The organism is Cupriavidus sp. 96C5-1 (assembly GCF_057798855.1).
This window is the reverse complement of the sequence record NZ_JBYOJU010000002.1, coordinates 173,579-189,328: the sequence shown is the minus strand read 5'-3', so window position 1 is coordinate 189,328 and position 15,750 is coordinate 173,579. Positions and strand designations below refer to the sequence as shown.

The 15,750-nt window shown below is 68.3% G+C and carries 12 protein-coding genes; 10 read left to right on the top strand and 2 right to left on the bottom strand.

Translation table 11 applies throughout. The features are described 5' to 3' along the window. Window positions 1–64: 64 nt before the first annotated feature. Entirely contained in the window at window positions 65–1,723 is a 1,659-nt protein-coding gene (gene boxC / locus AC3FOF_RS03385; RefSeq protein WP_488725769.1) for a 2,3-epoxybenzoyl-CoA dihydrolase, read from the bottom strand. Between the two features lie 152 nt (window positions 1,724–1,875). After that, window positions 1,876–2,850, bottom strand: a complete 975-nt coding sequence (locus AC3FOF_RS03380) for a helix-turn-helix transcriptional regulator (RefSeq protein WP_488725768.1) — start codon at window positions 2,848–2,850, stop codon at window positions 1,876–1,878. An 89-nt stretch (window positions 2,851–2,939) separates the two neighbouring features. Between AC3FOF_RS03380 and AC3FOF_RS03375 the strand changes: the two genes are divergently transcribed. From AC3FOF_RS03375 to AC3FOF_RS03330, 10 genes are all read left to right on the top strand, one after another. Further along, the gene (locus AC3FOF_RS03375) at window positions 2,940–3,404 is read left to right on the top strand and encodes a DUF4863 family protein (protein ID WP_276264068.1); all 465 of its coding nucleotides are present in this window, start codon (window positions 2,940–2,942) and stop codon (window positions 3,402–3,404) included. A 10-nt stretch (window positions 3,405–3,414) separates the two neighbouring features. After that, window positions 3,415–4,965, top strand: a complete 1,551-nt coding sequence (locus AC3FOF_RS03370; protein WP_488725767.1) for a 3,4-dehydroadipyl-CoA semialdehyde dehydrogenase — start codon at window positions 3,415–3,417, stop codon at window positions 4,963–4,965. An 84-nt stretch (window positions 4,966–5,049) separates the two neighbouring features. Then, the gene (locus AC3FOF_RS03365; RefSeq protein ID WP_488725766.1) at window positions 5,050–6,621 is read left to right on the top strand and encodes a benzoate-CoA ligase family protein; all 1,572 of its coding nucleotides are present in this window, start codon (window positions 5,050–5,052) and stop codon (window positions 6,619–6,621) included. Between the two features lie 285 nt (window positions 6,622–6,906). Further along, the gene (locus AC3FOF_RS03360; RefSeq protein ID WP_276264071.1) at window positions 6,907–8,304 is read left to right on the top strand and encodes an MFS transporter; all 1,398 of its coding nucleotides are present in this window, start codon (window positions 6,907–6,909) and stop codon (window positions 8,302–8,304) included. A 502-nt stretch (window positions 8,305–8,806) separates the two neighbouring features. Next, window positions 8,807–10,069, top strand: coding sequence for an SfnB family sulfur acquisition oxidoreductase (locus AC3FOF_RS03355; protein WP_488725765.1), 1,263 nt, complete (start codon window positions 8,807–8,809; stop codon window positions 10,067–10,069). 1 nt (window position 10,070) lies between these two features. Next, entirely contained in the window at window positions 10,071–11,321 is a 1,251-nt protein-coding gene (locus AC3FOF_RS03350; RefSeq protein WP_488725764.1) for an SfnB family sulfur acquisition oxidoreductase, read from the top strand. Further along, window positions 11,321–12,682 carry an LLM class flavin-dependent oxidoreductase gene (locus AC3FOF_RS03345; protein ID WP_017230309.1) on the top strand — a complete coding sequence of 454 codons (1,362 nt, stop codon included), beginning with the start codon at window positions 11,321–11,323 and terminating at the stop codon, window positions 12,680–12,682. The genes AC3FOF_RS03350 and AC3FOF_RS03345 overlap by 1 nt, the downstream gene beginning before the upstream one ends. Window positions 12,683–12,751: 69 nt before the next feature. Beyond that, the gene (locus AC3FOF_RS03340) at window positions 12,752–13,561 is read left to right on the top strand and encodes a MetQ/NlpA family ABC transporter substrate-binding protein (RefSeq protein ID WP_488725763.1); all 810 of its coding nucleotides are present in this window, start codon (window positions 12,752–12,754) and stop codon (window positions 13,559–13,561) included. 4 nt (window positions 13,562–13,565) lie between these two features. Continuing rightward, on the top strand, window positions 13,566–14,729 hold the full coding sequence (locus AC3FOF_RS03335) for a methionine ABC transporter ATP-binding protein (protein WP_276266033.1): 1,164 nt from the start codon (window positions 13,566–13,568) through the stop codon (window positions 14,727–14,729). Next, complete coding sequence (locus AC3FOF_RS03330; RefSeq protein ID WP_488725762.1) at window positions 14,710–15,363, top strand: methionine ABC transporter permease; 654 nt, start codon at window positions 14,710–14,712, stop codon at window positions 15,361–15,363. The genes AC3FOF_RS03335 and AC3FOF_RS03330 overlap by 20 nt, the downstream gene beginning before the upstream one ends. Window positions 15,364–15,750 lie beyond the last annotated feature (387 nt).

Below are 15,750 nucleotides of genomic sequence, written 5' to 3'. Positions count from 1 at the left end.
CACCTGGACAGGCGCCGCACAACGATGCTCGAGCTGCTCGATGGCGATGAAGCGGGACGCCGGATCAGACCCGGTTCCAGTCGAACGCGGCCTTGTCGCCTTTGCCATAGACCTTGAGCGCACCCTTCTCGCCCACCGCGTTGGGGCGCTGGAAGATCCAGTTCTGCCAGGCGGTGAGGCGCCCGAAGATGCGGGTGAACATGTTCTCCGGCCCGTTGAAGCGCAGGTTGGCCTCCATGCCGGTCAGGGCGTCCGGCGACATGGCCGCGCGCTCTTCGAGGGCAATGCGCACCTCGTCGGTCCAGTCGATGTCGTCCGGGTTGGCGGTGACCAGGCCCACGGCGAAGGCCGCATCGGCGTCGAGCGGCTGGCCGGCCCTGGCGCGCACCGCGTCCAGCGCCGCTTGCTCGTCGTAGAAGCGGCGGCCCAGGCGGCTTTGTCCGGTCACCATCGGGTACAGCCCGAAGTTGGTCTCGGCGACCGTGATCTTCGGGGCGCGCGCTTCGTCGTCCGGCAGCGCCAGGTGGTAGCTGCGATCGCAGGCCAGCGCCAGTTCGAGGAAGGTGCCGGCAAAGCAGGAGCCCGGCTCGATCAGCGCGAACAGGCTGCGCGAGGACACATCCAGCCGCGAGAAGGTGCGGCGCAGCAGGCCGATGGTCTCGCGCACCAGCCAGTGCTCCTTGTTGGCGAGCAGCGTGGCATCCATGGCCAGCACGCCGGCGGCGTCGCCTTCGGTCTTGATCAGCCAGGTGCCGATGTCCAGTTCATTGGTGCGCATCGACAGGATGGCGTCTTCCAGTTCGCGCGCCAGTTGCAGCGGATACCAGGCGGCGCCGGCTTCGGCGATGGCGCCGGGGCTCTGCGGCTGCGGGCCCGACGGCGCCTTGACGGTGAAAGTGGCCTTGCGCCCCGCGCGGTCGATCTCGACGGTGACATGGGCATAGCGCAAGGCATCGGCTTCAAGCGTGCGCGCGAGCGGGGTCAGCGGCACCCCCTTGCCGTCGGCCGGACGGTCGCTCTGCGCGGCCAGGGCCAGCGCGCGATCCCGGACCGTCTGCGCGAACACGGCGGGCTTGGCGATCTCGTCCACCAGGCGCCAGTCCTTGGCGCGCTGCCCGCGCACGCCTTCGGTGGTGGTGCAGAAGATATCGGCGAGGTCGTGGCGCACATGGCGCTTGTCGGTCACGCGGGTCAGCCCGCCCGTGCCGGGCAACACGCCCAGCAGCGGCACTTCGGGCAGGCTCACGGCGGAAGAACGGTCGTCGACCAGGATGATCTCGTCGCAGGCCAGGGCCAGCTCGTAGCCGCCGCCGGCGCAGGCGCCGTTGACCGCGGCGAGGAACTTCAGGCCGCTGTGCTGCGACGAATCCTCCAGCCCGTTGCGCGTCTCGTTGGTGAACTTGCAGAAGTTGACCTTCCAGGCATGGCTGCTGACGCCGAGCATGAAGATGTTGGCGCCGGAGCAGAACACCTTGTCCTTGCCGCTGGTGACCACCACGGTGCGCACTTCGGGATGCTCGAAACGGATGCGGTTGACCGCATCGTTCAGCTCGATGTCGACGCCGAGGTCATAGCTGTTCAGCTTGAGCTTGTAGCCGGGACGCAGGCCGGCGTTCTCGTCGATGTCCACCGCCAGCGTGGCAACAGGACCGTCGAACGTCAGCTTCAGGTGCTTGTATTGGGACGGGTCGGTCTGGTAGTCGACGCGGGGGGCGGTAGTCATGGCTGTGTCTCCTCAGCGATGAAGCACAATAGTGCAGTGATTTTGGGTGTTGATGAAAGAACTATAGTGCATTCACAAAACCATCGTCAAGCATTATTGTGCATCTTTCATGTTGAGTGGCGCCTGAGCATCCGCCCACCCGGACCGGGTGGCTAAAGCGGCAGCTGCAAGGCGCGGCGCACCACATCCCGGAGCGCCTGGAAGGTGGGCTCCAGCGGCTCGGCACTGGTATCGACGCTGAACTCCGCTTTCGAGTAGAACGCCGCCCGGCCCGCCAGGATATGCCGCAGATCCTCCATCGCCTCCTTGCTGGCGGCCATGGGGCGCAGATCGCCCTGGGCGCGCACGCGGCTCATATGATCCTCGGGCTCCGCCTGCAGCCACACCGTAGTGCAGTGGGCCAGCAGCAGATTGAAGGTGGCCGGGTCGGAGACCAGGCCGCCCGGCGTGGCGATCACGGCTTCCGGATAGATCTGGATGGCCTCTTCCAGCGCGCGCCGCTCATAGCGGCGGTAGGCGTTCATGCCATACAGCCCCTGGATTTCCGAGATGCTGCAGCCGGCGAACTGCTCGATCTCGCGGCTGAGTTCGACAAAGGGAAAGCCGAGATCGTCGGCCAGCATCGCGCCCAGGGTCGACTTGCCGGCGCCGCGCAGGCCGATCAGCGCCACGCGCGGGCTGCGCGCGGCGTTGCCGCCGCCGGTGCCCAGCATCTCGCCGATGGCGACGCGCACGCGCCGCAGGGTGGCTTCGTCGCGGTGTTCCAGCAGTTCCCGGATCAGCAGCCACTCCGGGGAGGAGGTGGAGACATCGCCCAGCAGCTCGGCCAGCGAGCAATGCAACGCCGCCGCGATCTGCAGCAGCACCAGGATGGACGCGTTGCCGCTGCCGTACTCCAGGTTCGCGAGATGCCGCTCGGACACATCGGCCGCCTGCGCCGTGGCCTTGCGGGTCAGGCCGCGCCGCGCGCGAAGCTCGCGTACGCGCTCGCCCAGCGAGACCAGGAAGGCATTTTTCTCCCCGTGACCGGCCGCTGCGCCGGTGCCGTCGCGCCGCATGGCGTCCGCATCGCGCTCATCCGGGGAGGCCCGCGTTAACCCGGGAACATGCAATATAGTGCTTGACATGATTTGATGACGGCTCTATGTTTCACTCATGCACAATAATGCATGAAACGCGGGTATGCAACCCACCCAAGTCTAATGGAGTCCCCCAGATGTCCCCTACCGAATTCCGCGGGCAGATCGCGCGGCTCACGGCGCATATTGCCGGCCGGCCGCTGGATGCCGCCCTCGATGCCTGGCTGAACGCCGAGCACGGCGCCGGCAGCGCCACGTATCGCGAATTGAAGGCCGCCTGCGAGGCAGGCGTTGCCGAGGGCTGGCTGTGCGACCGCGAAGGCGGCGGCATCCGCTATGGCCGCATCTTCAAGCCGGCCGCCGATCTGCACGGCTTCTCGGTCGACGTGGTCGACATGCAGGACATCGCCGGACCGCATCACACCCATCCCAACGGCGAGATCGACCTGATCATGCCCGTCGAGGGCGAGGCGCGGTTCGATGGCCGGCCGGCGGGCTGGCTGGTCTGCCCGCCGGGCAGTGCGCACCGGCCCACCGTCACGCAGGGCCGCGCGCTGGTCCTTTACCTGCTGCCCGAAGGGCGCATCGATTTCACCCGCTGAGGACGGCGCCATGACGGCATTGCTTTCCAACTATTTCGGCGGCCGCTGGCAGGCCGGCACCCGCAGCGGCGCGGCGCTGTTCGACCCCATACTTGGCGATGAACTCGCGCGGGTCGATGCCACCGGGCTAGACCTTGCGGCGGGCTTCGATTACGCCCGCGCGCAAGGCGGCGCGGCCTTGCGCGCGCTGACCTACCGCGAGCGCGCCGCCATGCTGGCTGCCATCGTCAAGGTCCTGCAGGCCAACCGCGACGCCTATTACGACATCGCCACCGCCAACAGCGGCACCGTGAAGAACGACTCAGCGGTCGACATCGATGGCGGCATCTTCACGCTCGCCACGTATGCGAAGCTCGGCGAATCGCTGGGCGAGCGGCGCTACCTGCTGGATGGCGAGGCCGCGCGGCTCGGCAAGGAGCCGCTGTTCCAGTCGCAGCATGTGTTGGTGCCCACGCGCGGCGTGGCGCTGTTGATCAACGCCTTCAACTTCCCGGGCTGGGGCTTGTGGGAGAAAGCCGCACCGGCCCTGCTGTCCGGCGTGCCAGTGATCGTCAAGCCCGCCACGGCCACCGCCTGGCTGGCCCAGCGCATGGCCAGGGACGTGATCGAGGCTGGCATCCTGCCGCCGGGCAGCCTGTCGGTGGTATGCGGCAGCGCGGCCGGGCTGCTCGACCAGTTGCAGCCGTTCGACGTGGTGTCGTTCACCGGCTCGGCCGAGACCGCCGCGCTGGTCCGCTCGCATGCGGCAGTGACGCAGCGCTCGGTGCGCGTCAATATCGAGGCCGACAGCGTGAACTCCGCCCTGCTGCTGCCCGGTGAAGCGGCCGGCAGCGAGGCCTTCGACCTGCTGGCGAAGGAAGCCGCGCGTGAAATGACGGTCAAGTCGGGGCAGAAATGCACCGCCATCCGCCGCATCTTCGTGCCCCAAGCACAGTATGGCGAAGCCGCCGAAGCCATCGCCGCACGTTTGCGCAAGGTCACCGTGGGCAACCCGCGCAACGAGTCGGTACGCATGGGCGCGCTGGTCAGCCGCGCGCAGCTGCAGGCCGTGCGCGCAGGCCTGCAACACCTGCGGGCGCAAACCGAAGTGCTGCACGACGGCGCCACGCACGCGCTGGTCGATGCCGACGCGGCCGTGGCCTGCTGCGCCGGTCCCACGCTGCTGGGCACGCGCGACGCGGATGCCGCCGATCGCGTCCACGACACCGAGGTCTTCGGCCCCGTAGCCACGCTGGTGCCCTATCGCGACGCCGGCCATGCGCTGGCGCTGGTGCGGCGCGGGCAGGGCTCGCTGGTGGCGTCCCTGTACGGCAGCGATGCCGCCGCGCTTGCCGCCACCGCCATCGAGCTGGCAGACAGCCACGGGCGCGTGCATGTGGTTTCCCCCGACGTGGGCGCCTTGCACACCGGCCACGGCAACGTCATGCCGCAGTCGCTGCACGGCGGCCCCGGCCGCGCTGGCGGCGGCGAGGAACTGGGGGGCTTGCGGGCGCTGACCTTCTACCACCGGCGCAGCGCCGTGCAAGCCAGCACCGATGTGCTGGCGCATCTATACCGATAAGCCTCGCCGCCGATCCATGCCGCCAGATCGGCGCGCGGCCGCAAACCCACCGAGACATCGATCCATCGATACGGGGAGACAAGCATGACAGCCGAACCACAGGTCCAGCCGCCGGGGACACCATTCAATTTCGCCCAGCACCTCATTGCGCGCAATGTCGGCAGGCCGGCCAAGACCGCCTATATCGACGACCACGGCAGCCTGAGCTACGGCGAGCTGGCCGAGCGCATCCGCCGCATGGCCGCCGCGCTGCAGGCCAGCGGCATTCACCGCGAAGAGCGCGTGCTGCTGCTGATGCACGACTGCAACGACTGGCCGGTATCCTTTCTCGGCGCCATCTACGCCGGCATCGTGCCGGTGGCGGTCAATACCCTGCTCACGGCCGACGACTATGCCTATATGCTGCAGCACAGCCGCGCGCAGGCCGTGCTGGTATCGGGCGCGCTGCTGCCGGTGCTGCGGCAAGCCTTCGCCCAGGGCGATCATGAAGTGAAGACGGTGATCGTCTCGCATCCCGCCGGGCCGCTGGACCAGGGGATGACCGCGCTCGACGCGCTGGTCGAACGCCACGCGCCGCTGGCCGCGCCCGCCGGCACCGGCCCGGACGACCCGGGCTTCTGGCTATATTCGTCGGGCTCCACCGGCCGCCCCAAGGGCGTGCTGCACAGCCAGGCCAATCCCTACTGGACCGCCGAGCTCTACGCCCGGCCCATCCTCGGCCTGGGCGAACAGGACATCTGCTTCTCGGCGGCCAAGCTGTACTTCGCCTATGGCCTGGGCAACGCGCTGAGCTTCCCGCTCAGCGTCGGCGCCACCGTGGTGCTGATGGCCGAGCGGCCGACGCCGGAGGCCACGTTCAGGCGCTGGCTGGCAAACCGGCCCACGGTGTTCTTCGGCGCGCCGACCGGCTACGCCGGCATGCTCGCCGCCCCCGGACTGCCTGCGCGCGCGCAGGTCGCGCTGCGCTTGTGCTCCTCCGCTGGCGAAGCCTTGCCGGCGGACCTGGGCGAACGGTTCACCGCCCACTTCGGCTGCGAGATCATCGACGGCATCGGCTCCACCGAGATGCTGCATATTTTCCTGTCCAACCGCCCTGGGCAAGTGCGCTACGGCACCACGGGCTGGCCGGTGCCGGGCTACGCGGTCGAGTTGCGCGACGAGGACGGCCGCCCGGTACCCGACGGCGAGGTGGGCGACCTCTTTATCCAGGGCCCGAGCGCGGCGCTGATGTACTGGGGCGACCGCGAGAAATCGCGCGAAACCTTTCGCGGCGGGTGGACCAAGAGCGGCGACAAGTATGTGCGCAATACCGATGGCAGCTACTGCTACGCCGGGCGCAGCGACGACATGCTCAAGGTCAGCGGCATCTACGTCTCACCGTTCGAGGTGGAAGCCACGCTGATGGAGCATCCATCGGTGCTGGAAGCCGCCGTCATCGGCGTGCCCGATCGGGAAGGCCTCATCAAGACCAAGGCATTCGTGGTGCGCAAACCCGGCGCGCAGGTCAGCGACGCGGACCTGAAGGCCTTCGTCAAGGAACGCCTGGCGCCCTACAAGTATCCGCGTGCGATCGAGTTCGTGGACGCGCTGCCGAAGACGGCGAGCGGCAAGATCCAGCGCTTCAGGCTGCGCGAGCTGGAGGGCGCGCCGGCCTGAGCTCGCCGATCCCCGAGGCGCCGGGCGAAACTGACAGGATGCGCCAGCGCCGTCTGGAATGACGACGGCGATTACGCCCTCTCCCATCAGGGGGGGCGAGGAGAAGGGTGGCTTGACCGGAGCCACTGGAAGCGAAGCCAATGGTTTTATCCAGCGTGCCGCACCGCTTGAAGCGCCCGCCTTCTCCCGGGCCCCTCTCCCACAAGTGGGAGAGGGATTGCTTGCAATGCCCCCTCGCAGAAGCCCCTCAAGAAAATCCAAAGAGCCAAGAAAAGGAGACAACCCATGCGTCAAATCGATGTCCACAAGCTGGCCGACGAGGCCCGCTTCAACCGCTTCCACGGGCTGGTGCTGTTCTGGTGCGCGCTGATCATCATCTTCGACGGCTACGATCTCGCCGTGGTCGGCATCGCGCTGCCCTCCATCATGAAGAGCATGGGGGTGGACGCCACCAGCGCCGGCTTCATGGTCAGCTCCGCGCTGTTTGGCATGATGTTTGGCGCCATCTTCATGGGCACCGTGGCCGACCGCATCGGCCGGCGCCGGGCCATCGCCATCTGTATCCTGCTGTTCAGTGCCTTCACCGCCGCCGCCGGATTCACCAGCGACCCCATCGCGTTCAGCGTCACCCGCTTCCTGGCCGGCCTGGGCATCGGCGGGGTCATGCCCAATGTGGTGGCGCAGATGACCGAATACTCGCCGCGCAGGATCCGCGGCACCATGGTCACGCTGATGTTCAGCGGCTACTCCGTGGGCGGCATGCTGGCCGCCCTGCTCGGCAAGGGCCTGATCGAGAGCTACGGCTGGCAGTCGGTGTTTATCGCCGCGGGCCTGCCGGCGCTGCTGATCCCCGCCGTGCTGAAATGGCTGCCGGAATCGATGCCGTTCCTGATCAAGTCGGGCCGCATCGATACGCTGAAGGGCGTTGTCTCCAGGATGGAGCCGGGCTACCGGCCGCAACCGGGCGACAGCTTCGCCCTGCCGGCCGAAGACAAGGCCGCCGATGCGCCCATCGGCAAACTGTTCCAGGACGGCCGCGGCTTCAGCACCGTGATGTTCTGGGTTGCGTTCTTCATGTGCCTGTTCATGGTCTACGCGCTCAGTTCCTGGCTGGCCAAGATGATGGCCGGCGCCGGCTACAGCCTGGGCTCGGCGCTGACCTTCGTGCTGGTGCTGAATTTCGGCGCCATGATCGGCGCCATCGGCGGCGGGTGGCTGGCCGACCGCTTCAATATCAAACATGTGCTGGTGGGGATGTACGGGCTGGCAGCGGTATCGATCACGCTGCTGGGCTACCAGGTGCCGACCGGGGTACTCTTCGTGCTGGTGGCGCTGGCCGGCGCCTCGACCATCGGTACGCAGATCGTCACCTACGCCTATGCTGGCCAGTTCTACCCGATGGCCGTGCGCGGCACCGGGATCGGCTGGGCGTCAGGCGTCGGTCGCAGCGGGGCCATCCTGGCGCCGATCGTGATCGGTGCGCTGGTGGGCATGGCGCTGCCGCTGCAGCAGAACTTCATCGCCATCGCCGTGCCGGCGGTGATCGCCATGGTGGCGGTGCTGCTGATCGATCACGGCCGCTCGGCATCGGCGCAGCATCCGGCCGGCAAGACCCGGCATCATGGCCCCGCTGCCCTGTCCGCCGCGCCGCATGGGGCAAGCGAAGCACGGCGCTCCGCCTGAGTTCCAAGGCGCCGCCATTGCGGCCGGATCGGCTCCGGCAATGAAGGAAACCCGGCCCTGTCCGTCCGCGCACAGGGCCGGCACACATTGCACGCCAGGCAACAGCGGTCCTTCGCGCGCCATCCCCGGGCCGCTCTCCCGCATTCCCCGCCAGGCCTTCGTTGATCGGCCCCGCCGCCTCGGCGCGGGCCCGCTAGCGCACTCTTCCGGCGAACGCAAGCGCGGAACCGAGTAAGCATCTACGCAAAAATTCGTGGGAAGGCAGCAGGGCTCCATGCTGCAATGCGTGAATGATTGACTTAGCGCATCCGCCCACCCGGCAGGGCAGCCATGCTGTCCCATCGCCCCCCGCAGCCAGGCACGCCGGCAATCTCTCGCGGAAGCGGAAGCGCTATCGCCCCTGCTCGACCTCCGCGGCCTCCTTGCGCTCCCACTCGTCCCACGCAGCCGATTGCCGGCCCCCGCGGGCGCCGGGCCAGCCCTGACTTCATACACGACTGCCATGACCACCAGACTATCCGACCTTCCGGCACCCCCCATCCCCGCCCCGCCGGCGCGCCTGCCGGACCCCGCGCGCGTGCACCGCATCGCCGGCGATGACGAAGCGCTGCGGGCAGCGCACGCGCTCGCGGCCGTGTTCGCCTACGGCGCATCCGAACGGGACCGCGAACGCCGCCTGCCGTGGGAGGAACTGGACCGCTGGTCCGAGAGCGGCCTGGGCGGCATCACCGTGCCGCGCGAATACGGCGGCGCCGGGGTGTCCTACGCCACGCTGGCCGAAGTCTTCGCCATCCTGTGCGCCGCCGACCCCGCGCTCGGCCAGATTCCGCAAAACCATTTCGGCCTGCTGGGTGTATTGCGCGAGATCGGCAGCGAATCGCAGAAGCGCCGCTTCTATGGCGAGATACTGAGCGGCGCGCGCCTGGGCAACGCCGGCCCGGAACGCCGCTCAGGGAACAGCCAGACCATCCTGCAAGGCACCACGCGCCTCACCGAAACCGCGCAGGGCCTGCGGCTGAGCGGACAGCGCTTCTACTCCACCGGCGCGCTGTTCGCGCACCGCGTGCCGGCACGCGCGCTCGACGGGCAGGGCCGCAGCGTGCAGGTGTGGACGCCGCGCGAGGTGCGGGGCCTGAGCATCGTCGACGACTGGTCCTCCTTCGGCCAGCGCACCACCGCCAGCGGCAGCGTGGTGTTCGACAACGTGCCGGTCAACCCGGAGGATGTGCTGCCGATCTGGCAGCTGGCCGACCGGCCCGGCCTGTACGGGCCGACCTCGCAGCTGATCCAGGCCGCCATCGACCAGGGTATCGCCGAAGCCGCGCTGGCCGATGCCATCGCCTTCGTGCGCCAGCATGCCCGGCCCTGGATCGACGCCGGCATCGATCATGCCACGCAGGACCCCTACATCATCCAGGACGTCGGCCGCCTGCAGATCGACGTGCACGCCGCGCGCGAAGTGCTGCTCGAAGCCGGCCGCACGCTCGATGCCATCGCCGCCCGGCCGCTGGATGCCGAAGCCAGCGCCCGGGCCTCGGTGGCCGTGGCCGAGGCCAAGGTACTGACCACCGAAATCGCGCTGGAAGCCAGCCAGAAGCTGTTCGAGCTGGCCGGCTCGTCCGCCACGCGGGCGAAGCACAACCTCGACCGCCACTGGCGCAACGCGCGCACCCACACCCTGCACGACCCGGTGCGCTGGAAAACGCACCTGATCGGCAACTACCACCTTAACCACGTGCTGCCCGCGCGGCACTCCTGGAACTGATATGTCCGTGCTCCTGTCCCCGGTTCCCACCGATAGCCGCCCCGCCCCAGCCGCCCCGCCCGCGCAGCCGCCCCAGTCGATCCGCGACGATGCAGATGCCATCCTGGCCGCGCGCCGGCTGGCGGCGCAGTTCGCGCCCGGGGCAGCGCTGCGCGACCGCGAGCGCCACCTGCCCTGGGCCGAACTGGACGCCTTCAGCGCCAGCGGCCTGTGGGGCATCACGGTGCCGCGCGAGTACGGCGGCGCCGGCGTGTCCAACGTGACGCTGGCCGAGGTCATCGCCATCATCGCCGCCGCCGATGGCTCGCTCGGCCAGATCCCGCAGAACCATTTCTACGCGCTGGAAGTCTTGCGCGTGGGTGGCAGCGACGCGCAGAAGCGGTTCTTCTACGAGCGCGCGCTGGCCGGGGAGCGCTTCGGCAACGCCCTTGCCGAAATCGGCCACAAGGACTTCAAGCGCCGCACCCGCCTCACGCCCGACGGCGACGGCTGGCGCGTGGACGGCAGGAAGTTCTACTGCACCGGCGCACTCTACGCGCACTGGATCCCGACGCTGGTCGTCGCCGAAGAGCACGGGCGCGAGGTCACCTACCTTGCCTTCGTGCCGCGCCGCGCGCAGGGCGTGTCCATCGTCGACGACTGGGACGGCTTCGGCCAGCGCGTCACCGGCAGCGGCTCGGTCTCGTTCGATCACGTGCGCGTGCAGGCGGACTGGGTGGTGCCCTTCCTGGCTTCCTTCGCGACACCAACCACGATCGGCCCGGTCGCGCAGATCCTGCACGCCGCCATCGACCTCGGCATCGGGCGCGGGGCATTCGAGGCGACCCTGCCCTTCGTGCGCGAGCGCGCCCGGCCCTGGGTGGATGCTGGCGTGGACCGCGCGGCGCAAGACCCGCTCACCATTCACCAGGTGGGCGACGTCTCGGTACGCCTGCGTGCCGCCGAGGCGCTGGTGCGCCGCGCCGGGCGCATCGTCGATGCCGCCCAGCTTGCTCCCACCGAGCGCAGCGTGGCCGAGGCCTCCATCGCCGTCGCCGAGGCGCGCGTGCTGACCACCACCGCCTCGCTGCTGGCGGGCAGCAAGCTGTTCGAGCTGGGCGGCACCGCCGCCACGCTCGATCACCTGGGCCTGGACCGCTTCTGGCGCAATGCGCGCACCCACACCCTGCACGACCCGGTGCGCTGGAAGTATCACGCCGTGGGCAACTTCTATCTCAACGACCGGCTTCCCAGCCGGCACGGAGCGCTGTAATGGCACGCAAGGAAATTCTGCTCAACGCCTTCAACATGAACTGCGTGGGGCATATCAATCACGGCCTGTGGACGCACCCGCGCGACCGCTCGACCGGCTACAACACGCTGGAATACTGGACCGGGCAGGCACGCACGCTGGAGCGCGGCCTGTTCGACGGGCTGTTTATCGCCGATATCGTCGGCGTCTACGACGTCTACCAGAACAATGTGGACGCGACGCTGCGCGAGTCGATCCAGCTGCCGGTCAACGATCCGCTGCTGCTGGTGCCGGCCATGGCCGCGGTCACGCAGCACCTCGGTTTCGGTGTCACCGTGAACCTGACCTACGAGCAGCCCTACCTGCTGGCGCGCCGCTTCTCCACGCTGGACCACCTGACGCGCGGCCGGGTCGGCTGGAATATCGTCACCGGCTACCTGGACAGCGCCGCGCGCGCCATGGGCCTCGCCGGGCAGATCGCGCACGACGAGCGCTACGACCGCGCGGACGAATACCTGGAAGTCCTCTACCAGCTCTGGGAAGGCAGCTGGGAAGACGGCGCGGTGCGGCGCGACAAGGCCGCGCGCGTGTTCGCCGACCCCGGCAAGGTGCACAAGGTGCGGCACGCCGGCAAGTACTACAACGTCGAAGGCTATCACCTGGCCGAACCCTCCCCGCAGCGCACGCCGGTGCTGTTCCAGGCCGGCAGCTCCGGGCGCGGCCAGCAGTTTGCCGCGCGCCATGCCGAGTGCGTGTTCATCTCGCCGCCGAGCAAGGAGGCCGCGCGCAGCACCGTCAAGGCGCTGCGCGAGCAACTGGTGCTGGCCGGGCGCCGCCCGGACGACATCAGGATCTTTGCCGGCACCGCCGTGGTGCCCGGCCGCACCGCCGCCGAAGCCCGCCAGAAATACGCCGAGTACAAGGACTACGCGAGCCGCGAAGCCGGCCTTGCGCATTTTGCCGCGAGCACCGGCGTGGATTTCGGCAAATACGATCTCGACGCGCCGGTGGATTACGGCGGCGGCAATGCCATCGAGTCCGCCACGCGCACCGCGCAGCAGCATGGCTGGACGCGCCGCAAGCTGCTCGAACTGTTCGAGCTCGGCGGCCGCTATCCCGCCATCGTGGGCGATGCGCGGCAGGTCGCCGACGAGCTGCAATCGTGGGTGGAGGAGACCGGCATCGACGGCTTCAACCTCAGCCGCACCGTAGTGCCGGAAAGCTACGAGGACTTCGTGGACCTGGTGGTACCGGAATTGCAGAACCGCGGCCTGTACAAGACCGCCTATGCCGAAGGCAGCCTGCGCCGGAAACTGTTTGCCGGGGACGACACCCTGCCGGCGCGGCATGCGGCGGCAGGGTTCCGCCGTGGCCGGGACTGAGCGCCGCTCGCCATACTGAATGCAATGAAACCACTGAAGACACCGAAAGCACAAGAGGCATTGAAGATCATGAAACTGAAACGACTACTCGCTGTTGCCGCCGCCACCTTCGCCATGGCGGCCGCAGCGCATGCGGCGCCGCTGCGGATCGGCGTCACGCCCGGCTCGCTGGCCGACTCCGTCGAAGTCGCCGCCGCCGAAGCGCGCAAAGAGGGGCTGGACGTGAAGGTGGTGGAACTCACCGACTGGACCACGCCAAACGTGGCCCTGGCCGCCGGCGATCTCGACCTCAATTACTTCCAGCACCAGGCCTTCCTCGACAACGCCGTCAGGGAGCGCGGCTATGCGTTCAGGAGCGTCGCCGTCGGCGTGCTGCCCAATATCGGCCTGTACTCCAGCCGCATCAAGCGCTTCGACGAACTCAAGGAAGGCGCGCGCGTCGGCGTGGCCAACGACCCGGTCAACCAGGGCCGTGGCCTGCTGCTGCTGCAGAAGGCCGGACTGATCAAGCTGCGCGACGGGGTGGGCGCGCGCGGCGGACTCGACGATATCGTCGCCAACCCGAAGAAGCTCAGGTTCGTCGAGATCGAAGGCCCGCAACTGGTGCGCGCGCTTGACGACGTAGACCTGGCGCAAGGCTACCCGGCGCACTTCGTCAATGCCGGCAAACCGCAGATCGCCGGTGCCGGCCTGCTCTACTCTGGCGTGGACGATCTCTACTTCGCCATCCGCTTCGTCAGCCGGCAGGACAACGCCGGCGACCCGCGCATCGCCCGCTTCGTGAGGATCTACCAGACGTCGCCCGCGGTACGGCAGCAACTGGGCAAGTCCTTCGCCAACAACGGCAAACTCTACAGCCTGCCGTGGCTGAAACCGTGACACCATGAACTCGCCAAGCTCCCTCCATCGGCGCGAGCGCGCCGCGCCGGCGCCTTTCGCCGGCGACCGTGCCACCGGGCACGCGGTAGCGCAAGCCGCGCAGCGGCCCGGTCCGTCCGGCGCCGGGTCGGTTTCCTTCGAGCACCTGGGCAAGGTCTTCCACTCGCCGGCGGGCGACGTGCATGCGCTGCGGGATATCGGCGTGGAGATTCCGGCCGGGCGCATCTTCGGCATCATCGGGCGCAGCGGCGCCGGCAAGTCCAGCCTGCTGCGGACCATCAACCGGCTGGAGCGGCCCACCACCGGCCGCGTGCTGGTGGACGGCAACGACATCGGTGCGCTCGACGAACGCGGCCTGGTCAGCCTGCGGCGGCGCATCGGCATGATCTTCCAGCATTTCAACCTGCTGTCCGCCAAGACGGTCTGGGACAACGTGGCCCTGCCGCTGAAGGTGGCGGGCGTGCCGCGCGCGGAAATCGCCCAACGGGTGGAAGCGCTGCTGGCGCTGGTCGGGCTGGAAGCCAAGCACCGCGCCTATCCCGGCCGGCTCTCCGGCGGCCAGAAGCAGCGCGTTGGCATCGCCCGCGCGCTGGTGCACCGGCCGGAGATCCTGCTGTGCGACGAAGCCACCTCGGCGCTCGACCCGGAAACCACGCAGTCCATCCTGGCGCTGCTGCGCGACATCAACCACCGCTTCGGGCTGACCATCGTACTGATCACGCACGAGATGCGGGTGATCCGCGAGATCTGCGACAACGTGCTGGTGCTGGAAGGGGGCCGGGTGGCCGAGCATGGCCCGGTGTGGCAGGTATTCGGCAATCCCCGCCATGACGCCACGCGCGCGCTGCTGCAGCCGCTCCAGGCCGGCTTGCCCGATGACCTGGCACGCCTGCTGCAGCCCACGCCGCCCGCGCATGGCGCGTTCGAGCAACTGATCGAACTGCACTACACGGGCAGCGGCGACGCGGCGCCCGAGCTGGCCCGCATCGCCACGGCGCTCGGCGGCCAGGCGCGGCTGCTGCATGCCGGCCTGGATCGCATCCAGGGCCACACGCAGGGCCGCCTGCTGCTGGCCGCTGCCGGCGCCGGCCTGTCGGCCGAGACGCTGGCCTCGCATCGACTATCCCAACACGCCAAGGTCCTCGGTTATGTCCCCGCTCACGATTGAACGTATCTGGCAAGGCTTGTTCGACACCCTCACCATGGTGGGAGCGTCCGCGCTGATCGCGGTGGCGGTCGGCATCCCGCTGGCGTTGGTGCTGGTGTTGTCGGCGCCGGGCGGCGTGCTGGCATCGCCGCGCATCCATCGCGTGCTGGGCAGCATCGTCAATGGCTTTCGCGCCACGCCATTTATCGTGCTGCTGGTGGCGCTGCTGCCGTTCACGCGGCTGGTGGTGGGCGCCACCATCGGCGTGTGGGCTGCGGTGGTGCCGCTCGCGATCAGCGCCACGCCGTTCTTTGCCCGCATTGCCGAGATCAGCCTGCGCGAAGTGGATCGGGGCCTGGTGGAGGCGGCGCAGGCCATGGGGTGCCGGCGCTGGCACATCGTCTGGCATGTGCTGTTGCCGGAAGCGCTGCCGGGCATTGTCGGCGGCTTTACCATTACCGTGGTCTCGCTGATCGGCGCATCGGCGATGGCCGGGGCGGTTGGGGCTGGGGGGCTTGGGGATATTGCTATCCGGTATGGGTATCAGCGGTTTGATACTACGGTGATGGTGGTGGTGATTGTGTTGTTGATTGGGTTGGTTAGTTTGATTCAGTGGGTGGGGGATTGGGTTGTCAGCGGGCTTGGGGGGAGGTGAGGGTTCCGGTTTTTTTATAGATTTGATTTAGGGTTGCAGGGCCTAAAGGCGGTGTGGTGTCGGGCTCTTGGGCACATGGAGGTGTCACTTTTCTTTACTCGTAAAGAAAAGTAACCAAAAGAAAGCGATCCTTGCAGGAGGCTGGCTTGTCGGGCTTGGTTGCTTTGCGGATTCGTGGTGGGCGCGTCAGTCCTGCCTGACTGCTGGCGCTACCGGCGCGAACGGCATTGCCAATGCGAATGGCACTGGTTTCCGTATAGCGCCCCTGATGGCAATGGCCCGTGGTCGCTCACGCATCTGCCGTTACCGGCGCGAATGGCCACTGCCTCCCGATCTTTACTGGTTTCGTCGTGGGCGCGGTGGCCCCAGATTTGGGGCGCTCAGCCT